The sequence below is a fragment of the Sphingomonas citri genome (genome assembly GCF_019429485.1).
GTDB classification, from domain to species: Bacteria; Pseudomonadota; Alphaproteobacteria; order Sphingomonadales; family Sphingomonadaceae; genus Sphingomonas; species Sphingomonas citri.
Genome location: NZ_JAHXZN010000012.1, coordinates 58,667 through 76,750 on the forward strand (window position 1 = coordinate 58,667; position 18,084 = coordinate 76,750).

Here is an 18,084-nt window from a genome sequence, read left to right on the forward strand (position 1 = left end):
GCGGCACCCGGCGCCCTTGTGGGGCGCCGGCCGCGCTAGGGCGGCCTGCCCGCGCCAGGCCATCGATTTCGCTCCTCCCTCCCCATCCCGCTCCTCGCCGGAGAGGCAGACCCGGTTGCAGCGGCAACCGGCTGCGCCTCGAAAGAAGGAGAAAGGACAATGGCTTACACCCGATACACCGGCGATCCCTATTGGAAGCGCGCGAAGTCCCCCGGCACCAGCGCCGACGGCACCCCGTACCGCAAGGGCGAGCGCGTGTTCTTCTATCCGCGCACCGGCGTCACCTACGCAGGCGGCAGCGCGAAGCGCGCCTCGGCCGAGTTCGACGAACTCGCGAGCCTCGAAGGCTGACCCCCTCCCAGTCAAATCCATCCAGATCACGGAGCATCATCATGGCTATCATCCATCCCAAGCTCGCCCAGCTTCGCCTTTCCCCGCTCAACCAGCGCCGCGTGAAGCCGTCCGCCGTCGAGGCGATGGCCGACGACATCGAAGCGCACGGGCTGTTGCAGAACCTTGTCGCCTATGAGGACGAGGGGCTGTTGTGGGTTTTTGCCGGAGGGCGGCGTTACCGCGCGCTCAAAATCTTGGTGAAGCGCAAGCGGATCAAAAGCAGCGACACCTTCCCGGTTGAGTTGCGGACCAAGGAAGAAGCCATCGAACTGTCGCTCGCCGAGAATTTCCAGCGCGAGGACATGCACCCTGCCGACAGCATCCGCGCCTTCGCCGCGCTCCGCGACACGGGCATGGACGCCGAGGAGATTGCGGCCCGGTTCGGTCAGGCGGTCAGCTTCGTCTACAAGATGCTCCGCCTGTCTGCGCTTGCCCCGGCGCTGATCGACCTGATCGCCAAGGATCAGTTGAGCCTTGAGGCCGCACGTGCGCTCACCCTCACCGACGATCACAGCCAGCAGATGAAGGTCTGGAAGGCCGCGAACGGCCACGCGCACACTATCCGCCGGATGCTCACCACCGAGAAGGTGGACACCACCAGCGGCCCGTTCCTGTTCGTCGGGCGGGAGGCTTACGAGGCCAAAGGCGGTACGATCACGGTCGACCTGTTCAGCCAAGGGGCCGAAGGCTTTGCGGACGATCCCGAGCTTGTGCGAGAACTGGCAGAAGAGAAGCTGGACGCACTCGCGGACGAGTATCGCGCTATCGGGTGGCACGAAGTCCGTGCGGCGCTCGAACGCCCTTACGACCTCTATATGAAGGGCAGCATGTACCCGGCGACGCGCGAGCCGACCCACGACGAGGCGACGAGGCTTACCGCGATCGACGCCGAGATCGAGGCCATCGCAGAGGCCGAGGGCGAGGACAGCGAGCGGATCGACCCGCTATCGGACGAGCGCGACGCGATCACCGAAGGCTTGCGCGCCTTTAATCGCGAGCAGGTTGCGGTGGGCGGCGTGGCCCTTTGGGTGTCGCATGACGGATCACTGGGCAAGAGCTTCTACCGCGCCAAGGCCGAGCCGAAACCGAAGGCGAACCACGACGGTCCCGTCCCGCTTTACAGCAACAGCCTGTTTGCCGACCTCACCCGCATCAAGACGCGGATCGTGCAGGAGGCGGTTGCGGCCGACCCGGCGCTGGCGCTCGACATCGTGCTCGACAGCCTTGCGGGCCAATTGCTCCACGGCGCGCACAGCTACCAGATGGCGATTGAGGTTCAGGCCAAGGCCGTGGCGACCGCCGTGCCGGACGAGTTGATGGCGACCAGCGACGTACGTCCGGTCGAGGACATGATGGCGACCCGCTTCGCCGCCATTCCCGCCGAAGGCCGGTTCGAGGCGATCCGTGCCATGGGCAGCGACGACAAGATGGCGTTGCTGGCCGGGCTTGTCGCGATGACGGTGGACGGCACGGTGTTCGCGGGCGGCTCCCCCGGCCAGCGCCACCACCAATTCGAGCAGATCGTGCGCGCGAGCGGCGTGAACATCGCGTCGCGCTGGACCGCCCCCATCGGCCTGTTCGACAAGATGCGCCGTGCTGCGATGATCGACCTGTTGCGCGAGGAAGTGGGCGCGTCGAGTGCCGAGAATTGCGCCACCATCAAGAAGAAGGCGGACCTTGCCGTGAACGTGTCCGAGCGGTTGCCCGCCCATTGGCTTCCCGCCCCGCTGCGGATCGGTGCCTTTGACCGAGCGGAGCGCGAGCCGGAGGAATGCGACGCCGACATGGACGAGGACGGCAGCGAGCAGGAGGGCATGATCGACGAGGAAACGGCCTGAACAGCAAAGCTGGGGGTCCGGTGATAATCGGACCCCCTTTCCTCTCCTGACGAGCGCAAGGCGGCCCGTCGCCCCGGCGCGCCAGCCCTGGCGGGCTGGCGCGCCGGCTGCCCTTTCAGGTCCGCGTCGCGCCGCCCGACACGAGGTCGGGCGGCGCCGTGGCGACTTCCTTGCCGATCGGGTGGTGCGGCTCACCGCCAGCGGCCTTGTGGCGCGGTCGCGATGCTCGACAGGTCCGTCGTCGTGTCGACCGGCACGCCGGCCTGTTTGCGCTCCGAGTAGCGTTCTACGAGCTGCGTCGCGTGTGGCCGTAGCAGGACCGTGAAGCGGACCAGCTCCTCCATCACGTCGACGATGCGGTCATAATAGCTCGACGGCTTCATGCGTCCGGCCTCGTCGAACTCCTTGTAGGCCATCGCGACCGACGACTGGTTCGGGATCGTGAACATCCGCATCCAGCGGCCGAGCAGCCGCAGCGTGTTGACGGCGTTGAACGACTGCGATCCGCCAGACACCTGCATCACCGCGAGCGTACGGCCCTGGGTCGGGCGCATGCCCTTCATCTCGAGCGGCAGGTGATCGATCTGCGCTTTCATGATGCCGGTGATCTGGCCGTGACGTTCCGGGCTGCACCAGACTTGGCCCTCGGACCACAGCGCCAGTTCGCGCAGCTCATGGACGGCCGGGTGATCGTCTCCGGCCACTTGGTCGGGGAGCGGCAGTGTCGAGGGATCGAAGATCCGCGTTTCCGCGCCGAATAACTGCAGCAGGCGTGCCGCTTCCTCCGTGGCGAGCCGCGAGAAGGAGCGCTCACGCAAGCTGCCGTAGAGCAGGAGTATCCGAGGTGCCGGATCAAGCGGCCCGAGCCCTGTGGCGGGCCGCGCGCGGATATAGGCTGGATCGAGTGCCGGCAGGAGGTCGGGATCGGTGAGCGTACGAAGCGGCATCAAAGAGCTTTCACGAGAAAGGTGGCCGACGCCGGGCAGAGCGCGGTGAACTCGCGCGAGGCGGCAACCGCAGGCGGCGCCGCAGCGCGATCGGCCTCTGCATAGCCGTTCACCCGGAAAAATGGCGCCGCGGTGTCGGTCAGAAGGTGGAGCCGCTCGGCGCCGAGCCGGCGCGCCTCGCCCTCGAGCAGCGCCAGCATCGCACCGCCGATGCCGGCGCCCCGGCGATCGGCCAAGACCACCAGCGAGCGGAGCAGGCGGTCCGACCCTTCGCCCTCGATCCCGCCGAACCCGACCAACCCAGCGTCGTCGTCGAAGCGGACGAAGGCGCGGCCGGGTTCGGCGAGATCGGCGGTCGGCAGCTTGGCGGCTGCCAGCGCGCCGGCCAGATCATCCAGCTCGCCCGGCGCGAGACACGTGACGCGGAGGCCGGTCATGCGTGCGCCCCGCGCTCGTACCAGCCCCGGGATGCTTTCACGATCGAGACGACCGACAGCATCACGGGCACCTCGACCAGCACGCCGACGACCGTGGCCAGCGCCGCGCCCGACTTGAGCCCGAACAGCGAGATCGCGGCCGCCACGGCCAATTCGAAGAAGTTGGATGCGCCGATCAGCGCCGCAGGCGCCGCCACGCACCAGGCAACGCCGAAGCGGCGCGAGAGCCAGTAGGCTAGACCTGCATTGAAATAGACTTGGATGAGGATCGGCACCGCAAGCAGTGCGATCACCAACGGCTGCGCCACGATCGCCTCACCCTGGAAGCCGAACAGCAGGACGAGCGTCGCCAGCAGCGAGACGAGCGACACCGGCCCCAAGCGACCGAGCAGCCGGTCGAGCGCGGCTTGTCCGCCGTTCGTCAGCACGACACGGCGCACGAGCTGGGCGGCGATGACCGGCACGACGATGTAGAGCATCACCGAGATCAGCAGCGTGTCCCACGGCACCGTCACCGAAGCGACGCCGAGCAGCAGCCCGACGAGCGGCGCGAACAGGAACACCATGATGACGTCGTTCAGCGCGACCTGGGACAGCGTGTAGGTCGGCTCGCCCTCGCACAGGTTCGACCACACGAACACCATGGCCGTGCACGGTGCCGCAGCGAGCAGGATCAGGCCAGCGATGTAGGACGGCCCCTCCCCTGCGGGCAGAAGCGGCGCGAACAGCCAACCGATGAACAATGTGCCAAGCGCTGCCATCGAGAAGGGCTTCACCGCCCAGTTGATGAACAGTGTGACGCCCACCCCCTTCCAATGCTGGCGGACCGACCCGAGCGCGCCGAAGTCGATCTTGAGCAGCATCGGTACGATCATCAGCCAGATCAGCACCGCGACGATGAGGTTGACGCGCGCTACCTCGGCCGAGGCAACGCGCGCGAACAGGCCGGGCAAAAGGTGCCCCAAGCCGATGCCGGCAACGATGCAGAGCGCCACCCAGAGCGTCAGGTAGCGCTCGAAGGTGCCGATGCCGGCGCGCGCCGGCGCAGGTCCGGCGACAGGGGCGATCGTCGACATGGGCTCAGCCGACCCGCTCGCCGGACGCGTCCACCACCTGTTCGCCGTCCTCCTTGGCGAACGCGCCGAGCTGCCCGCTCGGCAACAGATCGAGGACGGCTTCGGACGGGCGGCAGAGCTTCACGCCCAAGGGTGAGACGACCAGCGGGCGGTTGATGAGGATCGGGTGCGCCATCATCGCGTCCACCAGCGCCTCGTCGGACAGTGTGGTGTCGCCGAGCCCCAGCTCCGCATAGGGCGTGCCTTTCTCGCGCAGCAGCTCGCGCGGCGAGATGCCCGCCCGCTCAATCAGCTCGACCAGCAGCGCGCGCGACGGCGGGGTCTTCAGATATTCGACCACGTGCGGCTCGATGCCGGCATTGCGGATCATGGCGAGCGCGTTGCGCGACGTGCCGCACTCGGGATTGTGGTAGATGACGATGTCGACGACCGAGTCAGTCCGGCTCATGGGGCGTCCTTTCAGCAGCAGGGAGCGAGTTCGGCGATGAGCGGCCCGCACAATTCGGCGTTGCCGGCACAGCAATCCTTGACGAGGAACAGCGTTAGCGCGCGCAGCCCGTCGAGGTCGGCGCGGTAGATGATCGACCGGCTGTGCCGTTCGGAGCGAACGAGGCCGGCACGGGCCAGAATACCAAGGTGCGCCGACATCGTGTTCTGCGGCACATCCAGCCGGCGGGCGATCTCGCCTGCAGCCAACCCGTCAGGCTCGTGCCGCACCAGCAGACGAAACACGTCGAGGCGCGTGCCCTGCGCCAACGCCCCCAGTGCCGCGATCGCTAACTCGTTTTCCATATATCCAGCATAGCAGATATATCATAGAGCGATAGGCCTTCTCCCTTACCGCGGTTCGAGTGAATGGGGGGCTTAGGCGGTGTGACGCGCAGGTGTGCCACGTGGCACACCCTGCCCCGCCCCGATCGTCGGCAGCCCATCGAGCAGAGCCAAAAGATCGCCCAGCGCACGCCTGCGATAGGCGTTGTACCACCGGCGCCGGCGATGCTCGGCCGCGTCGTGGATCATGTGGCAGCGCTGGCAGAGCGCGGCGAGATTGCGCGGCGCATTGTCGGTCGGGTCGTGATTGAGGTGCGCGCAGGCGATATACACCCGCGTGAGCCGGACGATCGCGGCGACGTCTGCCCCGACGACACGGATGCGCCGTCCCCGCCCGTCGCGCCACTGTCGGCGATCGGCATCCCACCAGCGACCATCGCCAAGATGGAAGACGCGCGCACCGTGCGGCCGTCGGCAATGCTCGCAGCGGCCTTTAGCGCGGCCGAACCGGATCAGCCTGGACAGCTCGGGCCAGTCGATCGGGTACAGCCAGCGATGTTCCGGCATGATCGGCATGACGATTCTATGAGTCAGGGCCGAGCGGAACGAAAGCAGAAAATCACGGTCCGCACCGCGGGCGGCACATCACTCGCGCCAGCGCTGCCCATACTGAGCTAAGCGAGCCTCGATTTCGTCGATCCGGCGCCGCTGCGCCGCGGTGAGCGCCGCCATGACTCGCTTGAAAGCGGCCGGCTTCATCGTTCGGAGCTGGCCGATATCGCTGTCGCGGCGCAGCCGCACCTTCCAGTCGGCCGGGCGATACTCCACCCCGGCCGAGCCGAGCCGCCAGAAGATCATCGCCACCTGGTTGGGGGTGAACGCACCTTTGTCGTCGACGAAGGCGATGAAGTTCTGCGCGTCGAAGTCGGGTGCCTTGCGACCGAGCTTGAGCAGCGCGGTCATGACGCGTTGCTTGCGCGCGTCCTCCACCAGGCCGCGGCGGTGACGGTCCACCAGCTTTCCCGTATCGCGTGCATCGAGCCGTCGCCCTTGCTCGTCAATGCCGGCGATCTCGAAGCGCTTGATGCACTCGGAGCCGACCAGCAACGACGCGGACGTGCCGTCGTTCTCGATCTCGAAATGGTAGCGAAGCTCCTGCTGCCCGCACAGCTCGCAGGTGCCGTCCGCCGCTTCGAGGTCGAAGAAGCGCCCCGTATAGGTCCACTCCTTGAGCGCGGCGCCAAGGGTGCTCGCGCGGCTGAGCGGTAGCAACGACGCCGACGCCCGCTCCGCCCAGTTCGACATTCGCGCTTCCCCCCGAAGTCCCCTCCCGAACCTTATCCGTTTGTCTGGCGCGGGGCGACCCGCGCCGGGGAACGCCAAGGGCGCCGCCCTTTCGTTCCCGAACGACAATCTTGCCGCCCGTGTAAGCCGCCAAGCGCGGCGCCCGGCCCCGTCGGTGCCGGCCGCGCTAGGGCGGCTCGCCCGCGCCAGCTTACCAAGATTCTCGTTCCCCTCCCCATCCCGTCCTCGCCGGACAGGCAGGGCCGTGAGGCCGAACGGCCTTGCGGCCCATGCCAACAAGGAGGATCACCCATGCCGACCCCCGAGCAGATCGACACCATCCGGCGTCTCAACGATGCGGCGCGTACCCACCCTGGCCTCGCGAGCCTCGCCAACGTTACGATGGGATTCCAGGCCCTCCCCGAGCTGGACCGTTTCGCCGCGTTGGTCGCGATCACCCGGTTCACGAAGTTTGACGGCGATAACGACCCTTATGGTGAGCACGATTTCGGCGCGGTCTATAAACTCGCAAGCGGCGCGTGGACGCAGGACCGCCCCGACGATGCAAAGGCGGTCGGGCAGACGGTGTTCTGGAAGATCGACTATTACGACACGAGCCTCACCTACGGCAGTGACGCTCCGTGGAATTCCGAGCAGACTAAACGGGTGCTGACGATCATGCTGGCCAGCGAATACTAACGCCTATGGCGTAGCGATCCGCGCTCGACTGCGCGCGGATCAACCGTGCCGAAACGGACCTGCGCCAACGTGATTTGTTGAGAAATCGCGGGGGAGCGCGTAGGGTTAACGGCGAAAGGATGACGCGATGGCCCAGATCAATCTCGACACGCTGCGCGAGCGCATCCGCTCCATGGATTTCCAACGCGGCACCCCCGAGCAGATCGCGCTGTGGCGCGAGGACGTAGCAGAGGCGCGCGCCAACCTCGTCATCGAGGACATGACGCCGACCGGTGACGAAGATGCCATGTTCGCCATGATGCTCGATGAGGGTGTTCCCCCTTCGCTCATGCCGTCCATCATCCTCGGCCTCTACAAGCCAGGAACCCACCAGATCGCAGCCTGACCTTGGCAGACGATCCCTACACCTACCCCGGTACGGACACGCTCCGGAACCGGCTTGGGATCACGGACGACAAGACCCTCATGGAGGCCGAGCGGAGATTGACCTTGGCGCGCGGCGCAGAAGCCGCGCGCCTGACCTTTCCAGCGACGGCCGACGGCTATCGCGCCCTGCATCGGCACCTCTTCCAGGACCTCTACGACTGGGCGGGTCAGGACCGCACCGTCAACATCGCCAAGGGCGGCTCCAGTTTCGCGCACGTGCCTTACATCGCGCGCGAGCTCGACAAGCGGTTTGCCGACGCGCGCGCGGGCGACGCCCTGAAGGGCCTCGCCCGCGATGAGTTTTTCGACCGGCTCGGCAACCACATCAACGAGATCAATGCAATTCACCCTTTCCGCGAGGGGAACGGGCGGACGATGCGCCACCATGCGGCGCAGCTCGCCCGCGATGCCGGCCATCCCATACGGATCGCGTCGATCGATAAGACCGCGTGGATGGACGCGTCCCGGCATGGCTTCCTCACCGGCGATCATCGGCCTATGGCCGCCGTGCTCGCCGAGGCGGCGATCCGTCGTGACCTCGCGCCCGAGGCGCGGATCGGCCCTGCCGGGATCGCCTTGCTGCCTCAACGCGCGCCGCCCGAAGGGCAGCGCTACCGGGTGACGCTGACTAAGGCACGCGAGGAACTGGACCGCTACCTTCCCGCCGCCCGCCAGCAGGCGGCCGACCGGCTGCGCAGCCTCGTTAGGGATGGCGCCCCATCCCCTGTCATCGCCAACGCACGCACCGAACTGGCCTATGTTCGCCACGCCAAAGGTCCGATCTACCAATCGCACCTTCTCACCTATCTGGGCGTGCGTCAGGTCGATGCCGTCATCACGCCCCAGCAGACCCCGCTTGAGCGCGTGCGCGAGATCGGCGCGGCTCTCGGCGTCCAGATCAATTCGCAGCAGCCAGCGCAGCTCCAGCGCGCCGTCCGCTCGCTGGAGCGACCGATCCTGCCGCCTGGGGCTTCGCCAGGCCAGGAGCGGCTCGCCGAGCTGTTCCTGAAGAACACGGCCGAGAAGAACCACGCCGACCCACGTCTCGCGCCCGCCCAGACGATCGTCGACGACGCCATGCAGAAGGCGCGCGAGCGCGGCGAAAGCGCGCGCATGGTCAACACGGTCGGGGAATCCACTCGCCAGCTTGTCGCCGACCGGATCAAGATCGGGGCCGCGCTCGAAGGGGCGTCCGCCCCGCCGCCCGACCGGAGCACGCCGCCCCCGGATCGTGGCAAGGATCGGAGCCGCTAGGCTTCGCCTTAGCGTTCGGGGCGTCGGGTCGGAAAGACCGGCCCGCGTACCGTCATCCTGGCGGGGTCATAGGGCTTCTGCAGGGCGACGATCTCGTCATAGAAGCCGCGCAGCCAAGTATCGACATCCTCAGGCTCCAGGATCGTAATCATCGCCTTGGGATGGATCGGCGCAACGAGCGTGTTGGGGGCACACGTCACCATCGTGAAGCCGTTGCCGTCCTCTGTGCGCTGCTAGAACCCGGCAACTGCGAACACCGGCTGATCCCCACAGGGTTTCGGGCTCGTTCGACATATGGGCGCGGTTTCACCTTGCGTCAGGTATCCCCATCCAAACGACGTCGCGTAGCGAGCCACCGGATCTCCTGGAGCCGGTGATTAGGCCGGGCTCTTCTGCGACGCTTCGTGTCGAGACAGGCGCTCGCGATGGGCGGTTGCGTCCGCAAAGGCGAGAAGGGTCCAGCGGCGATGAGCACCCGCTATTTACTGTTTCTCATTATGTTGATCCTCTCCATGTTACGGCCCAACGCCACTTCCCTCCGTTGCGACGCCATGCGTGAAATCCGTTGCGGTGAAGCCGTGCAACCCACTTGATGAGAACGATCGCGCTAGCTGGCGAGATCAGGCTAAAGGCACGTGCGAAGCGTGTGATGCGGACAAGCATCGAAGCCGCTATGAGCCAAAGGCCGGCAGGAGGCACGGGCAGCAGGCCAGCCATCAGTGGCCACCCCTTGATCGCCCGAAAGTCGCGACCCGCCAAAGATACCAGATGACGGCCAGCGCGAGCACGGCGTTGCTGACCGGCTCGATGACGCTCGCCACCTGGCTATAGCGCTCGCCCAGCTCATAGCCCGCCAGCACGAGGATCACGGTCCATATGGCCGAGCCGGCGAGCGTCGAGACCAAGAATGGACCAAGGGGCATCCCGCTGACCCCAGCGGGCACCGAAATCAGGGTCCGGACTCCCGGGACCATGCGCCCGAACAGAACCGCCCAACGACCGTAGCGGTCGAACCAGCGGTCGACATGATCGACCTCACCGGGCGTCAACGTCAGCCATCGGCCGTGGCGGGAAGCAAAGCGCTTCAATCGATCGATGCCGATCCAGCGGCCGACATAGTACCACAGCACTGCCCCTGCAGCCGATCCAAGGGTGCCGGCGATTGCCACTACCCACAGCGAGCCGCGCCCCTGCGCAGCGGTGTAGCCGGCAAGTGGCAGGATCACTTCCGACGGGATCGGCGGAAAGACGTTCTCCGCCAGCATCAACAGGAAGACGCCAAGGCCGCCTAGTGACGCGAGGATCGATGTTATAATGTCGAACACAAACCAGCCTCGTCAGAAGATCCAATAGGAGATCGCGCAAATCACGAGCAGGAGGGCGACGACGGACCCAACGATCCGATTTTCCAGGCGCGGACATTCGACGTTCCTGATCCGCACGGCGAGCTGCCAAGCGGGTCGAACCGGACACCGCCACGAACCTGCGGCAATCCGATCCAGCTCGGCATCCGACAACCCGAAGAACGATTTTGCTTCACCGCGCGATCGCCCCGCCAACCCCATCACCCGCAGCACCACGTCGCTCCATGCGACATCGATCGCGCTCGGCCGATCGACCATCGTGCCGCGCGCGTCGCCGCCCGCCCAAGAGGGGGACAGCAGGCCGATGATCTGGTGGGGGTTGCGCTCCAGCAGCGTCGCCCAGCGCAGCAAGCGATGTTGGCGGTCCCGCGCCGCGATGGTCCTCACCGGTGCCCAGCGCCGGGTAAGGCATCGCACAGGCCGCATCCATCGGCTCGCCCAAGGGCTCGTCATGGGCTCGCCGAGGTGCCGACGTCGCCATTGGTGGCGCGCTTAAGCGGACGAGAACAGCGCAGGGTGAGGAAGGTGGTGGCGCTCAGGATGAAAGCGATGTCGTATAGGCCGTAGCCTACGGCCGCGCCGAGTGCCCCAGTCGCCCACAGACTGGCCGCCGTCGCCGTGCCTGACGCCTTGTCGCCCTTCTTCAGAATCGCGCCGCCCCCGATGAAGCCGACGCCCGTAATCAGACCTTCAAGCAACCTGGCTTGCGCTGGAGACGTGCGGCCGAGGATCGCGATGCCCACCAGCACGAAGCCGCAACTGGCGATTGCAACCAACGGGAATGTACGGATGCCTGCACTGCGGGCGTCCTTCTCGCGATCCCAGCCAACAGGAAGGGCGAGTGCGTAGGCGACGGCGAGACTGATGATATGGGTGGTTATCTCCCACCACGAGCTTTGAAACATGCCGGCCTGCCTGTTCTACGCGATTGCTCCAGATCGGAGGTAAAGGGGTAAGGTCGGGCGGGGAGTCCCACAGACGTTCAGGCCCAAGGCGGGGATCGTGAACACCGGAGATCCCTACCGGTGCAGACATGCGATGATGGCGGTCACGACGGCGGTGGTTTCCGCAACGTCGCGCACTCTCACCGTATCGAGGCCAATTTCAGCGGCGGGATAGTCATTCCCACCGGGGAAGATCGCATCGCCGATGAACAGCATCCCGTCGAGCGGGACGCCGCTTTCAGCACTCAGGCGGTTCAGGCCATAGCCCTTGTCCACCCCTGCCCTGGTCACGTCGATCGATGTCGTGCCACCCAGATTAATCGAGAGGTCCGGCAGCGTCGCGCGCAACGTGGCCTGCAAAGCGGTCCTCTTCTTTCGGTCGGGATCCCACGCTTCCTTTTCCTTTAGCGGCGCTGCCTGCCCCAGCCCCGAAAAGGTGATCTGGCTGCCCCGGTCCTCGATCCGTTCGCCCCAGATACGTTCGTCGGCGAGGCCGGCATCGGTCAGGGCTTGATCGAAGGCCGTGCGGATCGTCGCCTTCTCTGCGTCGTCGAACAGCTCGGCATATACCGCGCGCCAAGCGCCATTGATGAACCGATAGAGTTTTGTGCCTGTGGTCGGCATCAACCAGAGACGGTCAAGCGCGGCGCCGGCAGGAAGACGCGAGGCGACCTGCTTTTCGAACTGCGGCCAGTCCCCGCCCGAGATCACCGCCACATCCGTGACGGCGAGCAATCGGGCGAGGGTTGCGGCCATATCCTCCGATAGCGGCCGCTTGCTCTCGGCAAGTGTGCCGTCGAGGTCGAAGGCGATCATCCACTTCATGCCGCCTTCCCCGCCGGATCGCGGTAGGCGAGCAGCCTGAGCGCATTGATGACAACAAGCAGCGTTGATCCCTCATGAACCGCCACTGCTGGCCCAATACCGAGGCCAAGGATGGTGGCAGGAACGAGAAAGGCGACGACACCCAGGCTGACGAAGACGTTCTGCCGGATGATTCCACGCGTATGCCGGCTTAGGCCCACCGCGAATGGCAGGTGCGCCAGATCGTCAGCCATCAGGGCGACGTCGGCTGTCTCCAGCGCAACGTCCGACCCCGCCGCGCCCATCGCGATGCCGACCGTGGCGCTTGCCATCGCCGGGGCATCGTTCACGCCGTCACCCACCATTGCGACCTTGTCTTCGCCGGCGAGTTTCTTGATCGCGGCAACCTTGTCTTCGGGCATGAGGTCGCCCCACGCCTCGTCGATCCCGACTTCGTTAGCGATCGCTTCGGCGACTTTCTGGTGGTCGCCAGAGATCATTATCATCCGCGACACGCCCATCTCGTGCAGCCGGCGCAGCGCGGTCTTTGCCGCTTCGCGGGGCGTGTCCATCAGGCCGATCGCGCCCAGGTCGCGGTCCCCCTTGCGGACCACCATCGTCGTGCGACCGTTCTCGCGCAGTTTCGCGATCGCGTTCTGCGCTCCCTGCCCTAGCGCCGGAATGCCCTCACTCCCGAACATCTCGGCCTTGCCGATCCAGACCGTCTCGCCATCCACGCTCGCGGTGACGCCCCGACCGGTCAGGCTCTTGAGGTCGCCGGCAGTCGGCACGGCACGATCGTTCAGTCGTTCGCGGCCGTCCTTGACGATCGCTTGGGCCAGAGGATGGTCGCTCAACGCTTCGACGGCGACGGCCAGCACCAGCAGCTCGCCTTCATCGGCGCCATCGACGGGCACGACATCGGTGATGCGCGGACGACCTTCGGTCAGCGTGCCCGTCTTGTCGAAAGCGATCGCCTTGAGCGACCCGAGGTTTTCGAGCGGTGCACCGCCCTTCACGAGCACGCCGCCCCGCGCTGCACGGGCAACGCCAGACAGGACAGCGCTCGGCGTTGCAATGGCGAGCGCGCACGGGCTTGCCGCCACCAGCACCGCCATCGCGCGATAGAAGCTGTCGCGGAACGGCTCGTCGACGACCACCCATGCGAAGAGCAGGAGCACCGACAGGATCAGGACAGCAGGCACGAAGATCCGCTCAAACCGATCGGTGAAGCGCTGCGTCGGCGACTTCTGCGTCTCCGCTTCGCTCACCATCTTCACGACCTTGGCGAGCGCGCTTTCATTGGAACGGCGTGTCACCTCGATCTCGATCGCGCCGCCACCGTTGATCGTACCGGCAAAAACCCGGCTTTCCGCGTCCACTGCATCAGGCTTTGCCCGCGCCGCTGCGGCATCGGCGACCGGCACCTTGTCGACCGGGATGCTTTCACCCGTCACCGGGGCCTGGTTGATCGCGCTGGTGCCCTTGGTGACGAAGCCGTCAGCAGGCAGGCGCTCGTTCGGGCGGACAATGGCAATGTCCCCAACGACCATTTGCTCGACCGGGATTTCGCTGGTCTGGCCGTCGCGTCGCACGGTCGCGGTTTCGGGCGCGAGCTTCGCCAGCGCCTCGATCGCCTTCTTGGCGCGTCCCATCGCGTAATGCTCAAGCGCATGGCCAAGGCTGAACAGGAATAGCAGCAGCGCGCCTTCGGCCCATGCGCCCAGCGCAGCGGCGCCGGCGGCAGCGACCAACATCAGCGTGTCGATCTCGAACTTCTTCATCCGAAGGTTGTCGATCGCCTCGCGCAGCGTGAAGAATCCGCCGAAGAAATAGGCTGCGACATAGCAGGCCGTGGGCAGCCACTCCGGTGCGCCAACAACCAGCCTCTCGATCGCATAGCCGATCCCCAGCAGCGCGCCGCAGGCAAGCGCGAAGATCAGCTCGGTATTGGGGCCTAGAAATTCGGCGTGGCTATGGTCGTGACCATCGCCGGGGCCGTGCTTCTCTTCGCCCGCGTCGTGGCCCCCGGGGCCGTGGTCGTGGCCGGCATGGTCATCGGCGGCGACCCGCTTGCCAACCCTCACCTTCAGCTTGCGAAGAGCAGCGCGCACTTCCTCTTCTGTGGTCTCTCGGCGATCATATTCGACCCGGACCGACCCGCTGGTGCTGGCGCTTGCCTGTACCACCCCGGGCAACGCGCATAGCGCATCGCTGACCGTGCGCGCCCGCCGTTCGTGACTGATCCCTGTCACCTGCCAGATCGCATGGCCGTAGCGTTCGGTGATTTCTGCGCCTGCGGCCCGCACCATTTCGCGCAATCGTGGCAACGGCAGCTTGGCGGCGTCGAAATGGATGCACAGGGCCGCCGGCGTGTCGCCTTCGAGGCAGATCACATGCGCTCGCTCGACGCCTTCGCGTTTCGACAGGGTCGATACGAGACGGTCCAGGCAAGCGTCGGCCGCGTCAGGAAGGTCCGGCAACAATACTGGAATATCGAGTTCGAGCTTGTCGTTCATGACGACCTCCTTTCGCTTTTCTTGGTTTCGGCGCGCGCGTCGCGCAGGATTTCGACACCGCCCTTGATGGCGATGATGGCGGTAGCGAAGCCGACCAGAAGGTCCGGCCAGTTGGTGCCCAGCCACAGCACCAGCACGCCGGCAATCAGGATGCCGCCATTGGAAATGAAGTCATTGAAGCTGAAGGTGGTGGCGGCCCGAAGGTTGACGTCCGGATCCTTGAGCCGCTGGAGCAGCCGCAGGCAGAGGTAGTTCACGACGCCGGCGATCGCCGACATGACCATCATGGTCGGTCCGATCGGTTCGCTGCCTTGAAGGTAGCGCCGGCCAACGTCGATCAGGATGCCGCCCGCGAAGATCAGCAGCATGACGCCCGAAGCGACCGCGGCGCGTGTCTTCCACGTCTGGCCCCGGGTGAGCGCCACAAGGCTCAGCGCATACACGGCCGTATCGGACAGGTTGTCGACGCCGTTGGCGATCAGAGCGCTCGAGTCCGCGAAAAATCCTGAGACGAAGAAACCCCCCGCGATCGCCGCGTTCAGCAGCAGGACGATCCAAAGTGTGCGACGCTCTTGCCCGCCATTGTTGTCGTTGCTCGAAATCATCCCATGATCTCCTCAAGCGTCAGCAGGGCAAGGAATCCCACGAAGAACATCGAGCTGATGAGTGGGGTGTCAGGCTTCTCGTGCGCCTCGACCAGCAGCTCTTCCGTGACGAGGTAGAGCAGCGCCATCAGACCAAAACTCAGGAAGCCAGCGACCATTACCGGTGAGAGCGTGGCGACAGGAACAGCCGCGAGTGCGCCGATCGGCAGCAGCAGCGCCAATGCCGACACAGTCACGATGATGCGCAGGCGCGAGCGATAGGTTTCCGCCAGCTCGTCGGTCAGTGTCAGACCAAGGAAGAGCACTTCGAGCGTCAGCGCGATCGTCAGCAGAAATCCCGCCTTCTCACCCGCGACGAACGCGAGGCCGAGCACCAGACCATCGACCAGAATGTCAATGCCGATCGCGGCGAGCAGTGCCATTGGCCCCTTGAAGCGGGCCTCGAAAGCCTTGAGACCCAGCATCGTCGCAACGCCCGCCGCCCCGCCGATCAACGTAGCGCTAGGTGAAGCCTCATGCTTGACCTGCGGCAGGATTTCAGTCGCTGCCGCCGCAAACACGACGCCGGCAGCGAGATGCTGGAGGCCCGCCACGACGCCAGGATTTAATTTGGTCCGGCTCGCGATGATCGCGCCGAGCACGACCGCCAGCACAGGCGCAAGCGTGTACAGCAATGCCTGCATATCCTATGATTCCTCCGGGGTTCGATGACAGACGCGGATCTTCCCGCGCTGCGTGAAGGCGATCGACCCGCCGGCCACGACTGCCCGCGACCGGTCGCCGCGAAATTCCTCGCCAGTACGTTGCGCGCGCAGGATCTCAGTTCTGCCCCTGGGCAGCCAGGTGACAGCCATTTTCAGGCCGTCGTCGATGAAGTCGACATCGGCGCGCGATCCGTCGTCGCAATACATGATGCGTTGCGCAATCAATCGAGGTGTCAGATGCTTTTCATGCGCCGGCTCAGTCGGTCCGCTCGGCGCGGGATTGCACGCCCCTACGACCATACCCGCGAACAGAACGGCGCCGATGCGCGCGGCTGTCAGGCCAGGCAGGTGCCGCACGGCGTGCATCGCCCTCACCACAGCACGCCGTGATCGGGCGTCACCGGCTCAGGGGCTGGCAGTCCAGCCGTCTGAAGAAGGTCGATCTCGATCGTGCGGCACATGGCCGTGAGCGGGACATCGTGGACGCTATTGGCGAACGGATCAGTCAGATCCTCGCCGATGCTCAGCACCGCAAGGAAGACGAGTCCGATCAGCGTCGATCCGATCGGCGTGGCGAGCCCCAGGGATTCGACCAGCGCAATCGGGAGCAGCACGCAGAACACGCGCGTGAAGAGGTTCGGAAAGAACCGAAAGCCATTGGGCAGCGGCGTGTTCTTGATCCGCTCCATGCCGCCCTGCGCATTGGCGATGTCGATCAGGACGCGCTCTACAGTCGCCTGCTGGATTTCGGTGATCCGACCTTCCGCGAGCGCGTCGGCGTAGATGCCCGATATGTCCTCCAAGAGTGCGTTCGCAGGGTTCAGGCGAGCGACCGCCATATCGGCGACGTCCGTTCCAGCGATCCGGCCAATCTCTTCATAGGGCGACTGTCGGCGAAGCTGGCAGCGCATCGAGTGCGCGAAGGCGATCTGCCGCAGGATGATGTTGTGCCGCATCTCGCTGCCCTCGGGTTCTCCCTTGGTCAGGCTGCGTGTGATCCTAGCCAGGCTGCGCGACGCATTGATGAGCGCGCCCCAAAGGGTTCGCGCTTCCCACCAGCGAGCATAAGCAGCGTTGGTCCGAAACCCCATGAAGAGCGCGATGGCAGTGCCAAACAGCGCCGTCGGCAAAGGCGGTTCCTTGATCGGGGTCATCATGTGGAATGCCGTCACCGCCACGTCCCACACGAACAGGATCGTGAGAGGCTTCCAAACCTCGATAATGATCTGCTTAAAACGAGGCCTCGCGCCGACTATCATATCAATTACGCCCTAAATCTCGTAGCGATCGTCATCCGATCGGCATGTTCATGATGTCCCGATAAGCGGACAGCAGCTTGTTCCGGACTTGCAGGGTCGCCTCGAAAGTAATGGATGCGCGGCTCTGGATGAGCGCGACGGTTGCGATGTCGGTGGTTTCGCCACGCTCATATGCTTCGGTGACGACATCCTCTTGCTCCTGGGTCTCGTTGACCTTCGCGACCACGGCATTGAGGGTGTCGGCGAAGTTCGACACCGGAGCGGTCGGCGTCACGCCGGGTGGTGCCGTCGGCTGCGCCTCACGCAAAGCGCGGCTTCGCGCGATCACTTCGGCGCGAATGGCCATCACATTCGAGATCGACGTGTCAGACATCGTTTCTCTCCCGTTGCAGTGCGACATGTCGGAAGACAGGACGGTTCATCGGGTGCCCTCCCGTTCGCAGATTCGGGTGCGGCCCTCGCCTTCCACGACGGTGAGCTGCGACCCCTTGAAGGTCGCGGTGGCTGTCTCGCCGACATATTGGAGGCCCTGCGCTGGCGCGGTCAGCGTTATGGGCACGGCGCTGCTGGAGCGCCGCAAATCGATCTGCAGGCCGTTGTCCTTGTAGTCGACGAACAGCGGTTCCCCGTCGGAACAGCGATAGGGATGGCGCCCCATTTCCCCGGTCGCCACGGCGCTGTCGGACGAATGGATTTGCTGCTCCGTTGGCGGGGCTGGCGGCTTGCCTTCCGTGCAAGCCGCCAGCCCGACAACGAGGAT

23 protein-coding genes and 1 pseudogene are annotated in these 18,084 nt (G+C 65.5%); 5 read left to right on the top strand and 19 right to left on the bottom strand.

All coding sequences use genetic code 11. From position 1 onward, the window contains the following. Positions 1–159: 159 nt before the first annotated feature. Together KZ820_RS19890 and KZ820_RS19895 are read left to right on the top strand one after the other, a co-directional pair. Positions 160–351, top strand: a complete 192-nt coding sequence (locus KZ820_RS19890; protein ID WP_071838556.1) for a hypothetical protein — start codon at positions 160–162, stop codon at positions 349–351. Positions 352–392: 41 nt separating this feature from the next. Continuing rightward, the gene (locus KZ820_RS19895; RefSeq protein ID WP_219750573.1) at positions 393–2,231 is read left to right on the top strand and encodes a ParB/RepB/Spo0J family partition protein; all 1,839 of its coding nucleotides are present in this window, start codon (positions 393–395) and stop codon (positions 2,229–2,231) included. Between the two features lie 191 nt (positions 2,232–2,422). Here the strand turns inward: KZ820_RS19895 and arsH are convergent, their stop codons facing one another. The 7 genes from arsH to KZ820_RS19930 form a co-directional block, all read right to left on the bottom strand. Beyond that, positions 2,423–3,178 (bottom strand): arsenical resistance protein ArsH, encoded by a 756-nt coding sequence (gene arsH / locus KZ820_RS19900; protein ID WP_041043294.1) that lies wholly within the window; start codon positions 3,176–3,178, stop codon positions 2,423–2,425. Continuing rightward, positions 3,178–3,615, bottom strand: a complete 438-nt coding sequence (arsN2, locus tag KZ820_RS19905) for an arsenic resistance N-acetyltransferase ArsN2 (protein ID WP_052490788.1) — start codon at positions 3,613–3,615, stop codon at positions 3,178–3,180. Before arsN2 ends, arsH begins: the two co-directional genes overlap by 1 nt. After that, positions 3,612–4,691, bottom strand: coding sequence for an ACR3 family arsenite efflux transporter (arsB, locus tag KZ820_RS19910; RefSeq protein WP_058733679.1), 1,080 nt, complete (start codon positions 4,689–4,691; stop codon positions 3,612–3,614). Before arsB ends, arsN2 begins: the two co-directional genes overlap by 4 nt. Positions 4,692–4,695: 4 nt before the next feature. Then, the gene (arsC, locus tag KZ820_RS19915) at positions 4,696–5,139 is read right to left on the bottom strand and encodes an arsenate reductase (glutaredoxin) (protein WP_058733678.1); all 444 of its coding nucleotides are present in this window, start codon (positions 5,137–5,139) and stop codon (positions 4,696–4,698) included. 11 nt (positions 5,140–5,150) lie between these two features. Further along, positions 5,151–5,483, bottom strand: a complete 333-nt coding sequence (locus KZ820_RS19920) for an ArsR/SmtB family transcription factor (RefSeq protein ID WP_041043227.1) — start codon at positions 5,481–5,483, stop codon at positions 5,151–5,153. 72 nt (positions 5,484–5,555) lie between these two features. Beyond that, entirely contained in the window at positions 5,556–6,038 is a 483-nt protein-coding gene (locus KZ820_RS19925) for a hypothetical protein (protein ID WP_058733677.1), read from the bottom strand. A gap of 69 nt (positions 6,039–6,107) precedes the next feature. Beyond that, positions 6,108–6,845, bottom strand: a complete 738-nt coding sequence (locus KZ820_RS19930; protein WP_144037199.1) for a hypothetical protein — start codon at positions 6,843–6,845, stop codon at positions 6,108–6,110. Positions 6,846–7,058: 213 nt separating this feature from the next. On the opposite strand from KZ820_RS19930, the gene KZ820_RS19935 reads away from it, so the two are divergent. From KZ820_RS19935 to KZ820_RS19945, 3 genes are all read left to right on the top strand, one after another. Beyond that, the gene (locus KZ820_RS19935; protein WP_184116738.1) at positions 7,059–7,445 is read left to right on the top strand and encodes a DUF3768 domain-containing protein; all 387 of its coding nucleotides are present in this window, start codon (positions 7,059–7,061) and stop codon (positions 7,443–7,445) included. 127 nt (positions 7,446–7,572) lie between these two features. Further along, complete coding sequence (locus tag KZ820_RS19940) at positions 7,573–7,830, top strand: hypothetical protein (RefSeq protein ID WP_017980819.1); 258 nt, start codon at positions 7,573–7,575, stop codon at positions 7,828–7,830. Between the two features lie 2 nt (positions 7,831–7,832). Then, entirely contained in the window at positions 7,833–9,125 is a 1,293-nt protein-coding gene (locus KZ820_RS19945) for a Fic/DOC family protein (protein ID WP_184116739.1), read from the top strand. Positions 9,126–9,133: 8 nt separating this feature from the next. Here the strand turns inward: KZ820_RS19945 and KZ820_RS19950 are convergent. From KZ820_RS19950 to KZ820_RS20005, 12 genes and pseudogenes are all read right to left on the bottom strand, one after another. Then, positions 9,134–9,391 (bottom strand): annotated as a pseudogene (locus tag KZ820_RS19950) (SOS response-associated peptidase family protein); the annotation flags it as partial. A 450-nt stretch (positions 9,392–9,841) separates the two neighbouring features. Next, entirely contained in the window at positions 9,842–10,450 is a 609-nt protein-coding gene (locus KZ820_RS19955) for a DedA family protein (RefSeq protein WP_041043233.1), read from the bottom strand. A gap of 12 nt (positions 10,451–10,462) precedes the next feature. Next, on the bottom strand, positions 10,463–10,840 hold the full coding sequence (locus tag KZ820_RS19960; RefSeq protein ID WP_058733673.1) for a hypothetical protein: 378 nt from the start codon (positions 10,838–10,840) through the stop codon (positions 10,463–10,465). A gap of 98 nt (positions 10,841–10,938) precedes the next feature. Beyond that, positions 10,939–11,394, bottom strand: a complete 456-nt coding sequence (locus KZ820_RS19965) for an MgtC/SapB family protein (RefSeq protein ID WP_041043235.1) — start codon at positions 11,392–11,394, stop codon at positions 10,939–10,941. Between the two features lie 114 nt (positions 11,395–11,508). Next, on the bottom strand, positions 11,509–12,258 hold the full coding sequence (locus KZ820_RS19970; RefSeq protein ID WP_041043236.1) for an HAD-IIB family hydrolase: 750 nt from the start codon (positions 12,256–12,258) through the stop codon (positions 11,509–11,511). Further along, positions 12,255–14,756 (bottom strand): heavy metal translocating P-type ATPase, encoded by a 2,502-nt coding sequence (locus KZ820_RS19975; RefSeq protein WP_058733672.1) that lies wholly within the window; start codon positions 14,754–14,756, stop codon positions 12,255–12,257. The genes KZ820_RS19970 and KZ820_RS19975 overlap by 4 nt, the downstream gene beginning before the upstream one ends. Next, positions 14,753–15,361 carry a cation efflux transmembrane domain-containing protein gene (locus tag KZ820_RS19980; protein WP_041043238.1) on the bottom strand — a complete coding sequence of 203 codons (609 nt, stop codon included), beginning with the start codon at positions 15,359–15,361 and terminating at the stop codon, positions 14,753–14,755. Before KZ820_RS19980 ends, KZ820_RS19975 begins: the two co-directional genes overlap by 4 nt. After that, complete coding sequence (locus tag KZ820_RS19985) at positions 15,358–16,044, bottom strand: ZIP family metal transporter (RefSeq protein WP_037457577.1); 687 nt, start codon at positions 16,042–16,044, stop codon at positions 15,358–15,360. Before KZ820_RS19985 ends, KZ820_RS19980 begins: the two co-directional genes overlap by 4 nt. 3 nt (positions 16,045–16,047) lie before the next feature. Further along, a complete protein-coding gene (locus KZ820_RS19990) occupies positions 16,048–16,431 on the bottom strand; it encodes a hypothetical protein (protein WP_058733671.1) in 384 nt (127 codons plus the stop codon). Between the two features lie 5 nt (positions 16,432–16,436). Further along, positions 16,437–17,324 carry a bestrophin family protein gene (locus KZ820_RS19995; RefSeq protein WP_071838549.1) on the bottom strand — a complete coding sequence of 296 codons (888 nt, stop codon included), beginning with the start codon at positions 17,322–17,324 and terminating at the stop codon, positions 16,437–16,439. Between the two features lie 31 nt (positions 17,325–17,355). Then, entirely contained in the window at positions 17,356–17,697 is a 342-nt protein-coding gene (gene fliE, locus KZ820_RS20000) for a flagellar hook-basal body complex protein FliE (protein ID WP_058733724.1), read from the bottom strand. 45 nt (positions 17,698–17,742) lie between these two features. Beyond that, positions 17,743–18,084, bottom strand: a 342-nt coding sequence (locus tag KZ820_RS20005; protein WP_258048379.1) for an MliC family protein, incomplete at its 5' end; no start/stop codon positions are given.